Source organism: Bacillus sp. CH_70 (assembly GCF_038007045.1).
GTDB lineage: Bacteria > Bacillota > Bacilli > Bacillales > Bacillaceae_G > Bacillus_A > Bacillus_A cereus.
This window is the reverse complement of record NZ_JBBOWL010000001.1, coordinates 1,607,657-1,623,858: the sequence shown is the minus strand read 5'-3', so window position 1 is coordinate 1,623,858 and position 16,202 is coordinate 1,607,657. Positions and strand designations below refer to the sequence as shown.

The following is a 16,202-nucleotide window of genomic DNA, read 5'->3' as shown; positions in this document are numbered from 1 at the left end:
TATGTCGGTTTCTTATTCCACACTTCTTAAAACAAATAAAAACTTCAATAAACTATTTTATGGGCAAACATTAAGTGTACTTGGAGATTGGTTCCATACGGTAGCTTTATTAACATTTGTCTACAGCATAACGGAATCGCCGATTATGATCGCACTTACTTTTATAAGTAAAAGTTTACCACAGCTTCTTCTTAGTCCATTCATAGGCGGAATTGTAGATCGTTTCTCTAAAAAGAATATTTTGATTTTTACCGATATTACACGGGGAATTCTAGTCCTTACATACTTACTCGCAGGCTATAAAATTGAGATTATTTTCATTGCTAATATATGTTTATCTGTACTTGCTTGTTTATTTGAACCGGCTAAACAAGCAACCTTAAAAAATATCGTACACCAAAATCATTTCGTAACTGCTAACTCTCTTTCTAGTACAATTAATGGTTTTATGTCTATTATGGGGGCTTCTTTGGGCGGAGTAATTGCACAATCTTTACATATTGAGTTCGCTTTTTTAGTAAATAGCCTATCATACTTTCTTTCAGCCTATTTTATTTATAATATGAGTATTCCTGCTCATGATACTTGTAACAAGAACAAAGCATTTTTCACTGATATAAAAGGTGGTTATACATACATATTACAAACAAAAATCATTTTAACATTAATTCTTGTCGGCATTTCATGGGGGATTATTGGAGGCGCTTATCAACTACTTCTAACGATCTATGCCGAAAAAATTTTCCATACGAACATTGGGATTTTATATACGGTTCAAGGGGCTGGGCTTATGATAGGAAGCCTTCTCGTTAATCTTTATATATCCCATAATAAAGAAAAAATGAAAAAAGTATTCGGTTGGGCCTACTTATTACAAGGAATTTTCTTTCTCGGATTCATTCTATCCGATCAACTTATTATCGGTATCATTACTTTATTCTGTATGCGTATAGCAGGAGGAATCATCGTTCCACTTGATACGACATTACTTCAAACTTACACACACGAAAATATGATAGGTAAAGTTTTTTCATTCCATTATTCTATTTACGGATCTCTTATTCAGTTATCGATGTTTTTTACAGGAGGGCTGTTAGAAATTCTTTCTCCTCAAATGATTGGCAGTTTATTAGCTACATGCTGTATTTTGGTAAGTTTTATATGGCTGTTCTTGTTTTATCGCGGGGATCTCAGTGAATAATTTAATGATAATCAATAAATTTTGATCCTATTCATTATTTGTTTCCCAATAATAAAATTGTTTAAAAATGTAAGTCGGATTTTTTAGTTAAAGAGCCTTATATGGCAACACTATTTGAGAAAAAACTAGATATTTATGTTAAAATATAAACAAGTTTGTGAAATATTGCACTTAAATAATAGACTTTAACTAGTTAAACTGAATTAAATAGGAGGGCTGTTTTGGGTATCACATTCATTTTCGTATGTATTATATTAGTGGCTTCTATTCTGCAAGCAAGTACAGGTTTTGGCTTTTCCATAATGGCAACCCCTTTCTTACTTATGTTATTTCTACCACAAGAAGCTATACAAATAAACATTATTTTATCTTTAATTATCTCCATTTCACTCATTTGGAAAATAAGAATGGACGTTGATTTTGTTCTACTGAAAAGGTTTATTTTTGGGAGTATAGTTGGTGTTCCTTTTGGCATTTTAATCTTCATTTCCGTTAACATAAACATTTTTAAATTAGCAGTTAGCATCCTACTCTTACTATTAACATTATTGCTAATATGCAACGTTAAGGTTAGATCAACACAATCTAGAGATTTCATAGTTGGCGGATTATCTGGCCTTTTAACGACCAGTATCGGTATGCCAGGTCCTCCCCTATTACTTTATTTTACAGGAACTAATACTGAAAAAAAGAAGTTAAGAGCAACTACATTAGCTTTTTATCTGTTTATATATTTCATTAGTCTAGTAACCCAAATACTCTTTACTGGCACAAACAAAACCATTTGGGAATCAAGTTTTTATGCCATTCCAATTGTCTTTTTAGGTTTGTTTATAGGACAAATTATTTTTAAATGGATTAATCAACGGATTTTCAAAATATTTACGTACATTCTTTTAAGTTGTACAGGGGGGTATCTTCTTATTGAAAGTTTGAACTTGTTATAGAAGGTGCTTTAAATCGTACAATAACAGATATGTTCAAACGAAATTATTGCTCTATTTTCCGGCGGGGTATTCCATATCAAAACTTAAATGACCTTATTGGCAGTTTACAATTAGCAATCATCGTTCTTTCATAAGACCAATATTTCAAATCAAAATACTAAATAAAGTGTAACTTTAATCAGTGGGGGTTTTGTTCATCCCCACCTAACTTCTTTACTTCCCCTGAATTTTGAGATGGGGTTCTTACTGCCCGGAAAATAGCGTGATAAAACGATAAAAAGCGGCTATTATGCCGCTTTTTACATTAAATATTTTATAAAACAAAGACCTGCACTTACTATCACAAATATATTAAAAAATAAGAAAAACCCTTTTTCAAAATCTGTATACTTTTCTACTTTTACTCCGCGCTTTTTTAACTCCATAACTATCATTGCAACTTCACGTGCATACTTAATACTTCCAAATTGTATATGAGTGTTATTATATTTAATCTCAAAGACATTTTTCATTTTTTTATGTTGCGAAATGGATTGTATATCCTCTATTGGCATGCTATGTTCATGTGTCTTTTTAAAATAGCAATCTAATCCTTTCATAATCACTCTTTTATTTGTTAAAACGAGATAATAATAGAAAGTAGCTCCTACGTAATATATATTTGGTATGACTTTATTATTTGTCATATACCCTTCGTCTACTAACAGTTCCTTCTTAATTTCTTCATCAACTTGTAATTCACTTCGAATTGACTCTTCTAACATTTGTAAAGTTAATTTTTTTAGTAACTCTCCATTTCTTACATAATACTTATCTATATTGATAGACTCATTTGCTTCTTTCTCTAAACGTGTAATTTCTTCCTCTGAATATTGGAGCTCATTTAACATCGATAATAATCTTTTATCCATATTACACACTCCCTTTCCACAGTTTTTGAAGTTTTTTCTTCCCACGAGAAATTCGATTGTATATATAATCTGCCGTTACTTTTAATTCTTTTGCAATATCGTCAATGGAATATCCATCAATATACCTCTTTAAAAAGATATATCGATCTTTCTTATTTAAATCTTGAACAATTTCCATAATCTCTTCTTCTTGTTCTATTTCATACCTATCATGGACACTTGTATCTATTTCTACGTCCTTATCGATTTTATTCTCTTTATATACTTTCTTTTTATATTCCAATGCCTTCAATTTAGTAATACCAATCATCCAAGATTTTAAGTTTCCCTTTTCTGTATCAAATTGGTCGATATTAAACCAAATAACAGTAAATACATCGTTATAACAATCATCCACATATTGTTTTTCAGTAGGGGTACTTAATGATTTATGAATAATGTACAAAATTAATTTTCCATATTGATCAATCACTTCTTTCAAAGCATCTTGATCATGTTTTTTCATAGCTATAATTAAATCCTCTTCAGAATCGAAAATCATATGCATCTTCCTTCCTCAGTTCCCCTTTAGCAGCTGCCTTTACTTACTATTGGTATTTCATTCTCATTTTCTATCACTTTTGTAAAAATTTATTAACTTTTATTTCTATATATATGATAACAAACGAAATACCTAAGATCAGAAAGAATAGACAACTTTCTGATCTTAGGTATTTCTCCTTTCAAAAAAGGCAAACCCGCATCACAGGTTTGCCTCTTTACTCACTTCTTATTTAATCCTTTTTCACTTAAAAACTCTTTCATATGCATTCTTTTTTCTTTAGACATAAACGAACTCATGGATTCCGTCCATGTTACTTTTTTTTGATTTGATGATCTTTCTTTGTAATACGCGCTCATCGTTTCATCATATTCGTTTAATAATTCATCATATTTTTGTTCATCATATCCATTTTCATGAAGAACCGCTGCTACCGGTAAGCGTGGTTTAACTCCATGTTCTTCATCTGGTACACCGACTGTCATTCCGAATACAGGATATACTTTATCTGGTAAATGAAGCAATTCGCTCACTTCTCTCGGATTATTACGAATACCACCAATATAACAAATACCGTATCCTAATGACTCTGCTGCTAACGCTAAGTTTTGCGCAAAAAGTGAAGCATCTACCGTCGCAACGATAAAGTCTTCCACCCCTTCATGCTTTATCTCTGTACCATGTTTTTCACATGCAATTTCAAGTCGTTTTAAATCTGCACAACAAACAAAGAATGCTGCGCAGTCTTTCACATGGCGATTTCCGGATAGCTCTGCTAATTTAGCCTTTAATTCCTGATTTGTTACATATATGACAGAATACGCCTGTACAAAATGTGATGAAGCCGCATGCTGTGCAGCGTGCACCATTTTTTCTACTACATCTTTCGGAATTGATTCTTCTTTATATTTACGAACTGAAACGTGTTGCTCTATCTTATGTATTATCTCATTCATGAAAATCACTCCTTTTTCTCTTCATAATGAAAAATTAACACATCTTTTTCAATATTCACAACTTATAAGCACAAAAAGAGCAATTCTTTTTTGAATTGCTCTTTTTTTAAAACGTCTATGAATACGGTAAATGAAATTACAATTGTCTTATTACGCCGTTTTCAACACTTTAATACCTTTTACGATATTCCAAATGAAGTAGTAAATTCCTACAAGAATGAACACTGCATATGTGATAATCATTCCAATTCCAGCACCGTCAGATTGATTAAAACCTAAACTGTACATGCCTGATACTGCTAGTCCTCCAAATAAGATTGCGTATGGGAAAACATGTGACCAAAATGCTTTTTTCGCGTGATACTTCACTTCATCTTCTGCAACAAAGTACACGATAATCGGTAGTAAAAATGGTGCAAAAAAGATACTAAAGTAACATAACGAAGATAAAATATTATTTCCTTTCATCCGATTCACCTCTAAATAGTTTTTGTTACTTTCATTATGTCAGGAAATCATTCTAGAAACTATCGCTTTACCTTTCACTAACGTGACATATTTGTAAGATTTTTCTCAAATTAAATCCCGTCTGAAGTTTCAGACGGGATCACTTTCACTATATTCGATTCATAAACCAATACTGTGTAATGGCTAAATATTCTCGTACATTCGATGGAATGATGATTGGTTTCGGTGTTTTTGCCGGAAGACCTTCTAATTGTAAACCTTGTTTGGCAGCTATTTTTTTCGCTCTAAACATATGAAAATCGTTTGTTACGATCATACCTTTTTTCATATCGGCTGGAATTAACGGTTTTGAGAATGTAATATTCTCATCTGTACTCGTAGATTTGTCCTCCATTATAATACGGTCTTCTGTGATGTTTTGTTTTATTAGTCCTTGTTTCATTGCTAATGCTTCTGAAATGTCTTCACCTTTTCCTTGTCCTCCAGATACGATAGCGATTGTTTTCTCATGTGATTTTAAATATTCAGCTGCTTTATCAATACGATATTGCAATGAATAAGATGGTTTCGTTCCATTTACTTTCGATCCTAGTACAATTATGTACTCAGCATCGTCACTTGCATTCATATGTCCATGCTTATAAATGTGATATTGTAAAAACCCCGCATATACGGCGCAAATCATTATAACAACTAAAATGCACTTTATTATTTTCTTCTTTCTCATACTCATATACTCCTATTTTCTTTTACTTCCTTCATGATAATATCCATTTATTTGTTTGTATACAGACAAATTCCAATAAACCCTAAATTATCCTCTGAAAGGTAATATTTATATTACTTTCGGGAATAGTAAGTACAACTTTACACGAAGGAGTGTCTCTATTGCTTCTCTTTTTATGTAACGTGTCGTTCTTTTTCATCTTATTTTTACTATCGCTTAAGTTACTCGGTAAATCCGCGTTAGCACAACTAACTCCTCATGATTTTGGGGCTATAATCTTTTTATCTTATTTAGCTTTCCAGGCCATACCCGTCTCTGGTGCTTTACAAGCATTTCTCGGTATGGTTGTTATTACATGTTTACATTTACTCCTTACAAAATTAAGCCTATTCAACAAACTAAATCGTTTTATTCTCGGACACCCTATCATTTTAATTAAACATGGTGATATTATTTTTGAGAACTTACAAAAAAGTAGATATCCCATTGCCGAACTACTTTCTAATCTTCGCGTTGCAGGATATCCGAGTGTTCATGAAATTGAATACGCCATTTTAGAAGCGAACGGAGCTATTAGTATTTTACCAAAAAGAGAACTTGTACCATTAACTCCAAAAGATTTAAACATAGATGTTAAGTATGCTGGATTACCAATTGCACTTATCGTCGATTCACAAATTCAATACGATAACTTAAAGTTAATCCATAAAGATGAAAAATGGTTATATAAAGAATTAAAAGAAAAAGGAATTACAAATATTAAAAACGTTGCTTTCGCTTCTGTTCAAGAAACGGATGGATCTTTTGCGATTAGTTTAAAGGAATAAAAAAATCCCCTTAATTGCTTAAGGGGATTTTCTTCATCATATCGCTTCTTTCTCTCCTGCCATATTTAATGGAACAGGATGTTTCATACGATTCATCGTAAATACGATAATTGCTGTCATTACTTCAGCAACTGGCATAACGAGCCAAATTCCGTTTATCCCAAATAATTTCGGCATAATCCATAACAATGGAATGATAAATAGTAATCCTCGGCTCATTATAATAAGTACTGATTTCTTCGTTTGTCGCACTGATTGGAAGTACTCTCCATACACAATGTTATAGCCTAAAAATACGTATTGAATAAAGAATAAGCTAATACCCGTTAATGTTAACTCCAATAATTCTGGAGATTGAACATCAAATAAACCAATGATATATTTCCCGAAGAATAATCCGACAATTATCGCAACGCCTCCGAGGACAACTGCAATTTTCACAGCAAACTTCAATCCTTCACGAAGTCTCTCTGATAAATTTGCCCCGTAATGGAAACTAGCAATTGGTTGCAATGCTGCTCCAACACCGAAGAATAATAGTAATGTCATTGCATGAATACTATTCACCATCGCATAGGAAGCTACTCCTACTTCTCCTGCATATTGAACAAATGCGATATTAAAACCAATCGTTACGATTGCAACTGTGCTTTCTGCTGTAAAACTTGGGAAACCAATCACCATAATTTGTTTGACAGTATCCCATTCAAAATGGAATTTCGTCCATTTTAAAATGCTACTTTTTCTAAAGAAATGAGTTAATAATACAAGGAAACCAATCGCTGCTGAAAGAATAGTCGCTGAAGCAGCACCTGTTACGCCCCATCCAAAGATAAAAATAAAGATATAGTCAAACAGTATATTTAATACAGCTGTTACAACAAGACCAGCCATTGCTAAATTAGGATTTCCATCATTTCGTATAAATGTACTTAAAATATTTTCTAAAACGTATATCATTCCAAATGTTAGTAATACGTGTAAATAGTCTAACGCATATGGTAAAATCACTTCATTTGCACCAAATAAGTACGCTAAATCTTCTATTCTCCATAAACAAATAGCCGCTAAAACACCTACGATAACAACTGCTACCGTCATGGATTGAGTAAAAATAGACCTTGCTCTTTCTCGTTTATTTTCACCTAATGCAATGGAATATAACGTTGCCCCGCCCATCCCGATCCATAATGAAATAGAGAAGAAAATCGAAAACGCTGGAATAGCCACGTTTACTCCTGCTAAACCGTTCGCCCCAACTCCTCTACTAATCATAATCGCGTCAATTACAATATTCACTGACATTAATACCATTCCTAGAACGGCTGGTATTAAATAAGAAATAAATAAACTTTTAACTGGTTTTTCTCTTAATTTTTCTGTTGCTTCCATACTATTATGCTCCTTTTTCAACGCTCTGTTCACAGTTTAAACCTTCAAGTAACTTGAAGGTCAAGAGAGAATTAAAAAAATAGGAAATTTAATTATCGGAATTGATGCAGGTTTGTAATTAATAGAAGTCCTACACTCTATTTTTTCATTACTGGAATTTGAATTTCTGTTACTTGCTCCTCTGGATTTTCTGTTACAGACCAATCAATTAATCCAATCTCAATCGAATCTCCACTTATTTCGTATCCTTCTTGATCAATGTATTCCATTAATTTCTTATATGTTTCACCTGTTTCTTCATATGATCCATGATGATAAGCGCACGCAAACATACCAGCTTTAATTGAATCTGAACTATATACTTGATAAGGCATATAATCCAAAAGAATAAATACGCTGCTATATGCTTGAAACTCCTTTTGCATGAATGCTTTTTTGGAAATTGTCACACCTATATCTCCTGAAAATAGACTATCATCCATTTGCTTCATATTTTTTTGAAGCGAATGGATATAATAATCAAACATATCATCTGTCGTATTCGGCGCCACTGCAATCGCTGTTATTTTTCTTTTTGGTATTTTTTTAATAAGTATTCGATCGGTTTCCGCTTTCGTCGCCTTCTTTATTAAATGAATTCTATGTTCCATTTTTGCTAAGGCATATTCAATTTCTCTTTGTTTCTTCAGCATCATTTCTTGTTGTTTTTCCAGTAAATTGAGTGCGTATGTTGGATTTCTTTCATCAATATATTTCTTAATTTCCTTTAACGGAATATTTAACTGGCGTAAAAATTTAATCGTATCTAACAGTGAAAATTGATCGATTGTATAATAACGATAATTCGTTTGAGGATCAACAATGGACGGATGAAAAATTCCTTTTTCATCATAATACCTCAATGTAGATTCTGCGATATTATGCATTTTTGCCATTTCTCCAATTGTAAAGCGTTTATTTAATAACATGTTTCCTTCTCCAATTCATTAAAAATATTGCCTTATTTCTTCTTATTATATAGACATTCCCTTCATACCTAAATCAAATTCCATCATGAAAATCTGCTATTTTTTCATTGATTTTTAATAAATTTTATTATATATTAATTACAGGTTCAAATTACAAGTTCAAAAGAACTTGTAATCAGACCCTTTTGTTTAATGGGTTTTACATATTTTCATTAGGCAAATTCCGAGAAATCGTATGATAAAATTAAAAATGACGAGGAGAGGATCAGATGGAATTCGAATTTTTCTTTCAAATTGCACTTATTTTATTAAGTACAAAGCTTGCTGGTGATCTTAGTGTTAGATTAGGTCAACCTTCTGTACTAGGTAAATTAATTGTCGGTATCGTTATCGGTCCAGCTGTATTAGGTTGGATTGAAAATTCAGAGCTTCTAACTCAATTAAGTAATGTCGGGGTTATTCTTTTAATGTTTATGGCTGGACTTGAAACAGACTTAGAAGAATTAAACGCAAATCGTAATTCTTCTTTAGCAGTTGCACTCGGAGGTATCATTCTTCCATTCGTAGGTGGTTACGTTTCCGGTCTTGTGATGGGAATGGAACAAGGAAACGCCGTATTCTTAGGATTACTTCTATGTGCGACAAGTGTTAGTATTTCCGTACAAACACTTCGTGATTTAGGTAAAATGAAAACACGTGAAAGTACGACGATGCTTGGAGCCGCTGTGTTTGATGACATTCTTGTTGTTATTTTATTAGCATTTGCAATGAGCTTCTTAGGTACTGATGATGTTAACTTAACAATGGTTATCTTGAAGAAAGTAGTATTCTTCGCTTCTATTATTTTAATCGGATGGAAAGGTGTTCCTGCGATTATGCGCTGGTTATCACCACTGCGCGTATCTGAGTCTATCGTGAGCGCGGCTCTTATCATCTGTTTCTCATTCGCATATTTCGGCGAATTATTAGGAATTGCTGGTATTATCGGTGCTTTCGCTGCTGGTATTGCAATTTCTCAAACAAACTACAAACATGAAGTAGAAAAGAAAGTAGAACCAATTGCTTACGCTATGTTCGTTCCCGTATTCTTCGTTAGTATCGGTATGAATATTACATTTGACGGTATCGGCAATCAAATTTGGTTCATCTTAGCATTAACTGTTATCGCTGTATTAACGAAATTAATCGGCTGTGGATTCGGTGCTCGAATGACTGGATTTGACGCTAAGTCTTCTGCAATTATCGGTGCTGGAATGGTTTCTCGTGGTGAAGTTGCACTTATCATCGCAGGAACAGGACTTTCTTCAGGTCTATTGGCACAAGATTACTTTACAGCAATCGTTATTGTCGTTATTTTAACTACAATGATTACACCACCAATGTTAAAATACACTTTTGGTGCAAAAGATAAAGCAATGAAAGCAAGTAAATAAATTTACTATAATAAAAGGAGATTGCTATTTTATAAGATAGCAATCTCCTTTTTGTTTTATCTTTAAACAATCCCGTTCTTTTTTAACCATTTTTCAAAAATAATTCGTGCTTCATCATCATCAATATCATTCCCAAATGAATACACCATAATGCCATAATCATCTATATATTTACCTAGCTTCATTCCCTCCACTTTCTTATAAAAATCGTCTGCCTCATAGTGCGGAATATAAGCATCCCAAACTGGTTCATTTATTCTTTTGTACGCCGTCACTTCTAAATCATATCCGTCTTCATAATATCCGATGTGATAATGTTTGTTAGGATCATATTTCTCCATTAAAAGTCCCCTCCTACTAAACAAGAGCGAGCCTTATATTACAGCTCGCTCCTCTCTCTATTTATTAAATACGCTCCATCGCTGTCTTCAACGTTCCAACAACGAAAGCAATCTCTTCACTTGAAATAACAAGAGGCGGCGCTAATGTTAAAACGTTATTATATCCTGCTGTTGTCATACCGTTTCGTCCTATAATTAAGCCCTTTTCTTTACAAGCATTTACAACACTTGCTATTTTATCATTATCAATTGGCTCTTTCGTCTCTTTATCATTTACTAATTCAATCCCAACTAATAGACCTTTTCCTCTAATATTCCCAACAAGTGGATGTTCCCCAATTTCATCTTTTAGTTGCTCTAATAAAAGGGAACCCATTTGTGCAGATCGCTCAATTAAATTTTCATTTTCCATAATCTCTAAATTTTTAAGTGCTAATGCACAAGCTGCTGGATTCCCACCAAATGTATTAATATGGCGGAAAAATTCATATTCTCCTTTACCTTTAAAAGCCTCATATATTTCTTTTTTCACAGCTGTTGCAGATAATGGTAAATATGCGCTCGTAATACCTTTTGCCATTGTAATAATATCTGGCTTCACATCATAATTCATAAATCCGAATGCTTTTCCTGTACGTCCAAAACCGCAAATCACTTCATCACTAATAAGCAAGGCACCGTGTTTTTGACACGTCTCATGAACAGCTTTCATATAGTCTTGTGGTGGCATTAATATGCCCCCGCCTGTAATAATAGGTTCCATAATAAACGCAGCAATTGTTTCACTTAATTCCCACGTCATAACACGATCGACTTCTTTCACACATTCTACATCATAAATATGCTGCCCTTCAATTTCAGGCATACGGTAACAATCCGGTGGTGTTACATGTAAAAAACCTGAAGCAAACGGCTCATATTGATATCTACGCTGCGCTTGTCCCGTCGCTGCCATTGTCGCCATTGTATTCCCGTGATACCCACGGTAACGTGACATAAATTTATAACGATGTGGTTCACCTTTTTGAGCATAGTATTGTCTTGCTATTTTAAAAGCTGTTTCGTTCGCTTCTGAACCACTATTTGAGAAGAAAATAACATACTCTCCCCCAAGCCACTCATTTAACTTTTCAGCAAGCTTTATAGCTGGCTCATGGGATTGTGACATTGGAAAGTATGATAATGTTTGTAATTGCTTATAAGCCGCTTCTGCGAGCTCTTTTCTTCCATATCCACTATTCACACACCAAAGACCACTCATACCATCTAAATATCTTTTTCCTTGTATATCTTCAACCCAGCACCCTTCAGCTTTTGCCCCTACCATTGTACTATTTGGACTAAAGGGACGCATTCCGTGCCAAACATATTGCTCATCTTTTGCTAATAATTCATCAGTTTGCTTCGTTTTCATCATTACTTCCACCTTCCATAACAACTTATTTTTCACAAAAGCTGCGCTGGTGCCATGATGACTTAAATTTCTCCCTGCTATTTTCATTCCACAAAATTAAGACAAATCCTACTTACAAATCAGTAATATTTACAAGAAAATGACAAAAGAAAAAAGAGCTTTTCTTATCTATCGAAAAGCTCCTCTTTTATTTAATGTGAAGACGCATCGCTAATGCCATGACCAGTATTAGATTTCACGAGAATTTCATCAAATTTCGCTGCATCTTCTTTCTTACTAGATAAAACCGTTCCTAAATATGCTGCAAGAAATCCGAGTGGAATTGAAATAATTCCTGGTGTCGTATATGGGAATAACGCTTCCCCAACAAAAATAGCTTTTCCAGCTACAGGGTTCCAAACATTCGGACTCAACGCTACGAGAACAATTGCTGATACGAGACCTACAATCATACCCGAAATAGCACCCGTTGTATTAAAACGCTTCCAATATATTGTAAATAAAATTACTGGTAGATTTGCACTCGCTGCAACTGCAAATGCTAATGATACTAAAAATGCTACGTTTAATGTTTGGGCAAATAATGCAAGTATGATAGATAGTATCGCTACTCCAATAGATGCATAACGAGCCATGGATACTTGCTCTTTTTCCGTTGATTTTCCTTTACGAATGATTTCATTATAAAAATCATGAGCGAATGCTGATGCTGCTGTTAATACAAGACCTGCCACTACAGCCAAAATCGTTGCAAAAGCAATTGCTGATACGAAAGCAAATAAGAAGTCTCCACCTAACGCTTTGGCTAATAAAGGTGCCGCCATATTACCAGCTGGGTTCGCTTTAATAATCGCTTCATTTCCTACAAACGCTGCCGCACCAAATCCTAAGAAAATCGTCATAATATAAAATGCACCAATTAACCACGTCGCATATACGACAGATTGACGCGCAGTTTTTGCATCACGTACTGTAAAAAAGCGGACAAGTATATGTGGTAATCCAGCTGTACCAAGTACTAGTCCTAAATTTAAAGAAAGTGTATCAAGACCATCCTTATACTTTACACCTGGATTTAAAAATGAATCTTTTAAAGGTGTAGCTGTTTTCATTTGAGCGAACATTTCAGTCACGCTGAAGTTGAATTTTGCGAAAACGATAACAGAAATAATAAACGTACCAGCCATAAGTAACACAGCCTTTACGATTTGTACCCAGCTCGTTGCTGTCATACCTCCAAAAATAACATACACCGTCATAAGTGTTCCAACGATTAATACAGATGTCGTATATTCAATCCCTAATAATAATTTAATAAGTGCACCCGCGCCAACTAATTGTGCAATCATATAAAAGATAGAAATCGTCATCGTATTAAGAGCTGCAACTCCGCGAACTTTTTTCGCATCAAAGCGTGCTGCAATCATATCCGCCAAAGTGTACTTTCCTAAATTTCTAAGCGGTTCTGCAACAAGATACAGTACAACTAAATAAGCAACTAAAAAACCGATACTATAAAAGAATCCATCAAACCCAGTTAATGCGATTGCTCCGGCTATACCAAGAAATGAAGCAGCAGACATGTAATCTCCAGCGATGGCCAAACCATTTTGCCAACCAGTTAATCCCCCTCCAGCCGTATAAAATTCACTCGCATTTTTCGTTTTTTTCGATGCAAAATAGGTTATGACGAGCGTACCAAGAACGATAATTAAAAATAGTGCAAACGCAGTAGTATTCAAGTTCAGCCCCTCCCTTTTTGCATATCTTGCAGAATTTTTTGGGAGATTTCATCAAATGACTCTGCTTTTTTGCTATAAATCATACATAGTGCCCATGTCATAAGAAATTGGGAAAAAGCAAATACCCACGCCCATGTAACGTCACCAAATGCAGGTGTATTAAGCACCTTTGAATACGACGTTAAAATAGGTAATGCGATAAAAAAACTAAAAAAGAAAATACTCATTGGAATGATAAACTTCTTTTTCGTATTTAATAACAATTGAAATTCTTCCGACTGAACGACCTCTGTATAATTTACCTCATTTTGCAACTTACGTGCTGACGTATCGTCTCGTTTCATTAACCGATCCCCTCTCTTACTTGAAATACACTTCCCCCTTGCATACCTAAAGACTAAATTTTATAAATATTCAGAAACTTATATTCATTTTAGACAATCCATGCATTCATGCAAAGATTTTTTGATAGACATTTTTCGGCAATTTCCCCCAAATTTTTAATATACTTTTTCAAAATAAAGTGACACCTTACTTTTTTTCTTCATTAAGACAAAAGCAGTGCTTAACGCACTACTTTTGTCTTTTTTTCCTTTTCCAAATTACGAGCTGTTTCGCTTAACTCAACATCTTTTCCGTCTTTAAGTGTTCCAAATATAAAATCGAATACTGGATTTGAAACACCGAACCAAAACTTTTCGTTTTTATAATGGTGTAATATATGTTGTTTTTTTAGCCATCTTCCAAACTTAGTGACGGGACGAATCGGTCTATGGGCAATATAATGTTTCCATTCGTAAACGAGCAGCATAATAATCATTCCGATTCCAAATGAAAGTGTAATAGTAACACTTTTTGTAATACCATATGCTATAAGCAAATAAATAGTAAAACTAGGTATACTAAACCATACAGGTAAAAACAAAAGTTTTAAATCCTCTGGATATACGTGGTGATCATAATGTAATCTTCTTAACATTTTTAATAGAAATGTGTTTTTAGGTGGCTTTATATGGAATAAAAAACGATGTGTCATATATTCATTAAGTGTATAGAAAACAATCCCAAACATACACGCTAACATGCCAACCCAAGAGAAAAATTGCATTTTTAAAATAATAATGAAAATAAATAGAATGCTATACATAATAACGATATCATGTTGTAAAAAGAACTCTTTCCCCACTTTCTTCATCTTGTTTCCCCCTTTTCCCAAAAAACAGCCGCAACATATCGTTACGACTATTTCTTTTCTATTCTTATTCTATTCACTTTACAAATTTGCCTGCTGTTCTATTGTCGAGAAAAAATTATTTGGTCCAAATATATTTTGCTTCGGAATAATATGTTCCACTGCAAACACTGTTACTTCTCCTCTTTGCACTTCTCCAATAATGAGACCAAATATTTCATGATTTACTGCAAACGTCGGTTGCTTTGTTTGTAGCAATCTTGCAGCATTATGAAATACCGCTTCATATAGTGGATTTCTATCAGTAATTTCTTTTCGGATTTTTGGCGCTAACGTAATGATAATTTCTTTTCCGTCAATAGTGGTTCGATACATAAAAATCTCCCCTTCAATCTTATGTGAACAACTGTAAAGCTTTGTATGCAAAATGTATAGAGTAACCTACTAAAATAATACCTGCTCCAGCTGTTATGTAGCCAAGTGCTTTTGGTTTTAATAAAGTTCTTCCAAAATGTACAGAAAAAGCAATATTTAAATTCCATAAAATAATGCCAGCAATAATGCAAAGACTGTACAAAAAAGCTTCTTGTTTCGTTACCTTCGTAAGTAATGAGCTAAGTGTACTTCCGTATATACCAAACCAAAAAACAAGATTTAATGGATTGGATATCGCAATTAAAAATCCTGCCATAAACGATTGCTTAAGGCCACCTACCTCTTCTTTTTTATATTCCATATTCGAGTGGAAAATTCCTTGTTTTACACTTTGAAATCCTAAATAAAATAACAAGAAAAAACCCGTGCAATACATGAAGGCTTGTACATATGTATACATAAACACAGAAGATAAACCGAAATAAATGAGTAACATAAATAAAACATCTGCAGTCATTCCACCAATTCCAACAACCCAAGCATGCCAAAACCCACGTTCAATTCCTCGTTTTAACATTTCAATATTAATCGGCCCTACTGGTGCAGCTAATGAAATACCTAATACGATTTGCTGTATAATTGCTCCAAACATCGCTCTATCCTTTCTACTCTCTTTATTACTAGTTAATGATATAATTTGAAAAAATAGACTAGCTTTCGTAATAAAATACCCTTTTTTATCCAAAATATACAAAAGAGCCATCTAG

18 protein-coding genes are annotated in these 16,202 nt (G+C 33.7%); 4 read left to right on the top strand and 14 right to left on the bottom strand.

Translation table 11 applies throughout. The features are described 5' to 3' along the window. Nucleotide 1 precedes the first annotated feature (1 nt). Entirely contained in the window at nucleotides 2-1,201 is a 1,200-nt protein-coding gene (locus N2V79_RS08365; protein WP_069355331.1) for an MFS transporter, read from the top strand. Nucleotides 1,202-1,422: 221 nt separating this feature from the next. Beyond that, complete coding sequence (locus N2V79_RS08360; protein WP_016082197.1) at nucleotides 1,423-2,148, top strand: sulfite exporter TauE/SafE family protein; 726 nt, start codon at nucleotides 1,423-1,425, stop codon at nucleotides 2,146-2,148. A 299-nt stretch (nucleotides 2,149-2,447) separates the two neighbouring features. Here the strand turns inward: N2V79_RS08360 and N2V79_RS08355 are convergent, their stop codons facing one another. The 5 genes from N2V79_RS08355 to N2V79_RS08335 form a co-directional block, all read right to left on the bottom strand. After that, nucleotides 2,448-3,059, bottom strand: a complete 612-nt coding sequence (locus N2V79_RS08355) for a PH domain-containing protein (protein ID WP_016082198.1) — start codon at nucleotides 3,057-3,059, stop codon at nucleotides 2,448-2,450. A 1-nt stretch (nucleotide 3,060) separates the two neighbouring features. Further along, nucleotides 3,061-3,606 (bottom strand): sigma-70 family RNA polymerase sigma factor, encoded by a 546-nt coding sequence (locus N2V79_RS08350; RefSeq protein WP_003274080.1) that lies wholly within the window; start codon nucleotides 3,604-3,606, stop codon nucleotides 3,061-3,063. Between the two features lie 215 nt (nucleotides 3,607-3,821). Further along, a complete protein-coding gene (gene nfsA / locus N2V79_RS08345; protein WP_001002380.1) occupies nucleotides 3,822-4,556 on the bottom strand; it encodes an oxygen-insensitive NADPH nitroreductase in 735 nt (244 codons plus the stop codon). Between the two features lie 150 nt (nucleotides 4,557-4,706). After that, nucleotides 4,707-5,024 (bottom strand): DUF4870 domain-containing protein, encoded by a 318-nt coding sequence (locus tag N2V79_RS08340; RefSeq protein ID WP_053564853.1) that lies wholly within the window; start codon nucleotides 5,022-5,024, stop codon nucleotides 4,707-4,709. 148 nt (nucleotides 5,025-5,172) lie between these two features. Continuing rightward, nucleotides 5,173-5,751, bottom strand: coding sequence for a YdcF family protein (locus tag N2V79_RS08335; RefSeq protein WP_053564854.1), 579 nt, complete (start codon nucleotides 5,749-5,751; stop codon nucleotides 5,173-5,175). A gap of 161 nt (nucleotides 5,752-5,912) precedes the next feature. On the opposite strand from N2V79_RS08335, the gene N2V79_RS08330 reads away from it, so the two are divergent. Then, nucleotides 5,913-6,578, top strand: a complete 666-nt coding sequence (locus N2V79_RS08330) for a DUF421 domain-containing protein (protein WP_000923922.1) — start codon at nucleotides 5,913-5,915, stop codon at nucleotides 6,576-6,578. Between the two features lie 36 nt (nucleotides 6,579-6,614). Here N2V79_RS08330 and N2V79_RS08325 read toward each other — a convergent pair whose 3' ends face one another. Together N2V79_RS08325 and N2V79_RS08320 are read right to left on the bottom strand one after the other, a co-directional pair. Continuing rightward, nucleotides 6,615-7,970, bottom strand: a complete 1,356-nt coding sequence (locus N2V79_RS08325) for an MATE family efflux transporter (protein ID WP_053564855.1) — start codon at nucleotides 7,968-7,970, stop codon at nucleotides 6,615-6,617. A gap of 137 nt (nucleotides 7,971-8,107) precedes the next feature. After that, nucleotides 8,108-8,938: a MerR family transcriptional regulator gene (locus N2V79_RS08320; protein WP_053564856.1), complete on the bottom strand. Its 831-nt coding sequence runs from the start codon at nucleotides 8,936-8,938 to the stop codon at nucleotides 8,108-8,110. 269 nt (nucleotides 8,939-9,207) lie between these two features. Here N2V79_RS08320 and N2V79_RS08315 point away from each other — a divergent pair, with 269 nt between their 5' ends. Continuing rightward, nucleotides 9,208-10,371 (top strand): cation:proton antiporter, encoded by a 1,164-nt coding sequence (locus N2V79_RS08315; RefSeq protein ID WP_000393901.1) that lies wholly within the window; start codon nucleotides 9,208-9,210, stop codon nucleotides 10,369-10,371. Nucleotides 10,372-10,433: 62 nt separating this feature from the next. Here the strand turns inward: N2V79_RS08315 and N2V79_RS08310 are convergent, their stop codons facing one another. From N2V79_RS08310 to N2V79_RS08280, 7 genes are all read right to left on the bottom strand, one after another. After that, a complete protein-coding gene (locus N2V79_RS08310; RefSeq protein WP_000417068.1) occupies nucleotides 10,434-10,712 on the bottom strand; it encodes a DUF3986 family protein in 279 nt (92 codons plus the stop codon). Nucleotides 10,713-10,776: 64 nt separating this feature from the next. Further along, the gene (locus N2V79_RS08305) at nucleotides 10,777-12,126 is read right to left on the bottom strand and encodes an aspartate aminotransferase family protein (RefSeq protein ID WP_000850962.1); all 1,350 of its coding nucleotides are present in this window, start codon (nucleotides 12,124-12,126) and stop codon (nucleotides 10,777-10,779) included. A 191-nt stretch (nucleotides 12,127-12,317) separates the two neighbouring features. Further along, the gene (locus N2V79_RS08300) at nucleotides 12,318-13,868 is read right to left on the bottom strand and encodes a solute symporter family protein (RefSeq protein ID WP_001098239.1); all 1,551 of its coding nucleotides are present in this window, start codon (nucleotides 13,866-13,868) and stop codon (nucleotides 12,318-12,320) included. Nucleotides 13,869-13,870: 2 nt separating this feature from the next. Further along, entirely contained in the window at nucleotides 13,871-14,212 is a 342-nt protein-coding gene (locus tag N2V79_RS08295) for a DUF485 domain-containing protein (RefSeq protein ID WP_053564857.1), read from the bottom strand. Between the two features lie 221 nt (nucleotides 14,213-14,433). Continuing rightward, nucleotides 14,434-15,063, bottom strand: coding sequence for a sterol desaturase family protein (locus N2V79_RS08290; protein ID WP_000755393.1), 630 nt, complete (start codon nucleotides 15,061-15,063; stop codon nucleotides 14,434-14,436). 78 nt (nucleotides 15,064-15,141) lie between these two features. Then, nucleotides 15,142-15,435, bottom strand: coding sequence for a hypothetical protein (locus N2V79_RS08285; RefSeq protein WP_000286361.1), 294 nt, complete (start codon nucleotides 15,433-15,435; stop codon nucleotides 15,142-15,144). Nucleotides 15,436-15,454: 19 nt separating this feature from the next. Further along, nucleotides 15,455-16,198: a LysE family transporter gene (locus N2V79_RS08280; RefSeq protein ID WP_016513073.1), complete on the bottom strand. Its 744-nt coding sequence runs from the start codon at nucleotides 16,196-16,198 to the stop codon at nucleotides 15,455-15,457. Nucleotides 16,199-16,202: the final 4 nt, after the last annotated feature.

What these genes read in the sequence shown, in the direction of transcription:
- N2V79_RS08310 (WP_000417068.1), bottom strand. Translation starts at nt 10,712, where the DNA reads ATGGAGAAATATGATCCTAACAAACATTATCACATCGGATATTATGAA.
- N2V79_RS08290 (WP_000755393.1), bottom strand. Translation starts at nt 15,063, where the DNA reads ATGAAGAAAGTGGGGAAAGAGTTCTTTTTACAACATGATATCGTTATT.
- N2V79_RS08365 (WP_069355331.1), top strand. Translation starts at nt 2, where the DNA reads ATGTCGGTTTCTTATTCCACACTTCTTAAAACAAATAAAAACTTCAAT.
- N2V79_RS08355 (WP_016082198.1), bottom strand. Translation starts at nt 3,059, where the DNA reads ATGGATAAAAGATTATTATCGATGTTAAATGAGCTCCAATATTCAGAG.
- N2V79_RS08315 (WP_000393901.1), top strand. Translation starts at nt 9,208, where the DNA reads ATGGAATTCGAATTTTTCTTTCAAATTGCACTTATTTTATTAAGTACA.
- N2V79_RS08350 (WP_003274080.1), bottom strand. Translation starts at nt 3,606, where the DNA reads ATGCATATGATTTTCGATTCTGAAGAGGATTTAATTATAGCTATGAAA.
- N2V79_RS08340 (WP_053564853.1), bottom strand. Translation starts at nt 5,024, where the DNA reads ATGAAAGGAAATAATATTTTATCTTCGTTATGTTACTTTAGTATCTTT.
- nfsA (WP_001002380.1), bottom strand. Translation starts at nt 4,556, where the DNA reads ATGAATGAGATAATACATAAGATAGAGCAACACGTTTCAGTTCGTAAA.
- N2V79_RS08280 (WP_016513073.1), bottom strand. Translation starts at nt 16,198, where the DNA reads ATGGCTCTTTTGTATATTTTGGATAAAAAAGGGTATTTTATTACGAAA.
- N2V79_RS08325 (WP_053564855.1), bottom strand. Translation starts at nt 7,970, where the DNA reads ATGGAAGCAACAGAAAAATTAAGAGAAAAACCAGTTAAAAGTTTATTT.
- N2V79_RS08320 (WP_053564856.1), bottom strand. Translation starts at nt 8,938, where the DNA reads ATGTTATTAAATAAACGCTTTACAATTGGAGAAATGGCAAAAATGCAT.
- N2V79_RS08295 (WP_053564857.1), bottom strand. Translation starts at nt 14,212, where the DNA reads ATGAAACGAGACGATACGTCAGCACGTAAGTTGCAAAATGAGGTAAAT.
- N2V79_RS08285 (WP_000286361.1), bottom strand. Translation starts at nt 15,435, where the DNA reads ATGTATCGAACCACTATTGACGGAAAAGAAATTATCATTACGTTAGCG.
- N2V79_RS08305 (WP_000850962.1), bottom strand. Translation starts at nt 12,126, where the DNA reads ATGAAAACGAAGCAAACTGATGAATTATTAGCAAAAGATGAGCAATAT.
- N2V79_RS08335 (WP_053564854.1), bottom strand. Translation starts at nt 5,751, where the DNA reads ATGAGAAAGAAGAAAATAATAAAGTGCATTTTAGTTGTTATAATGATT.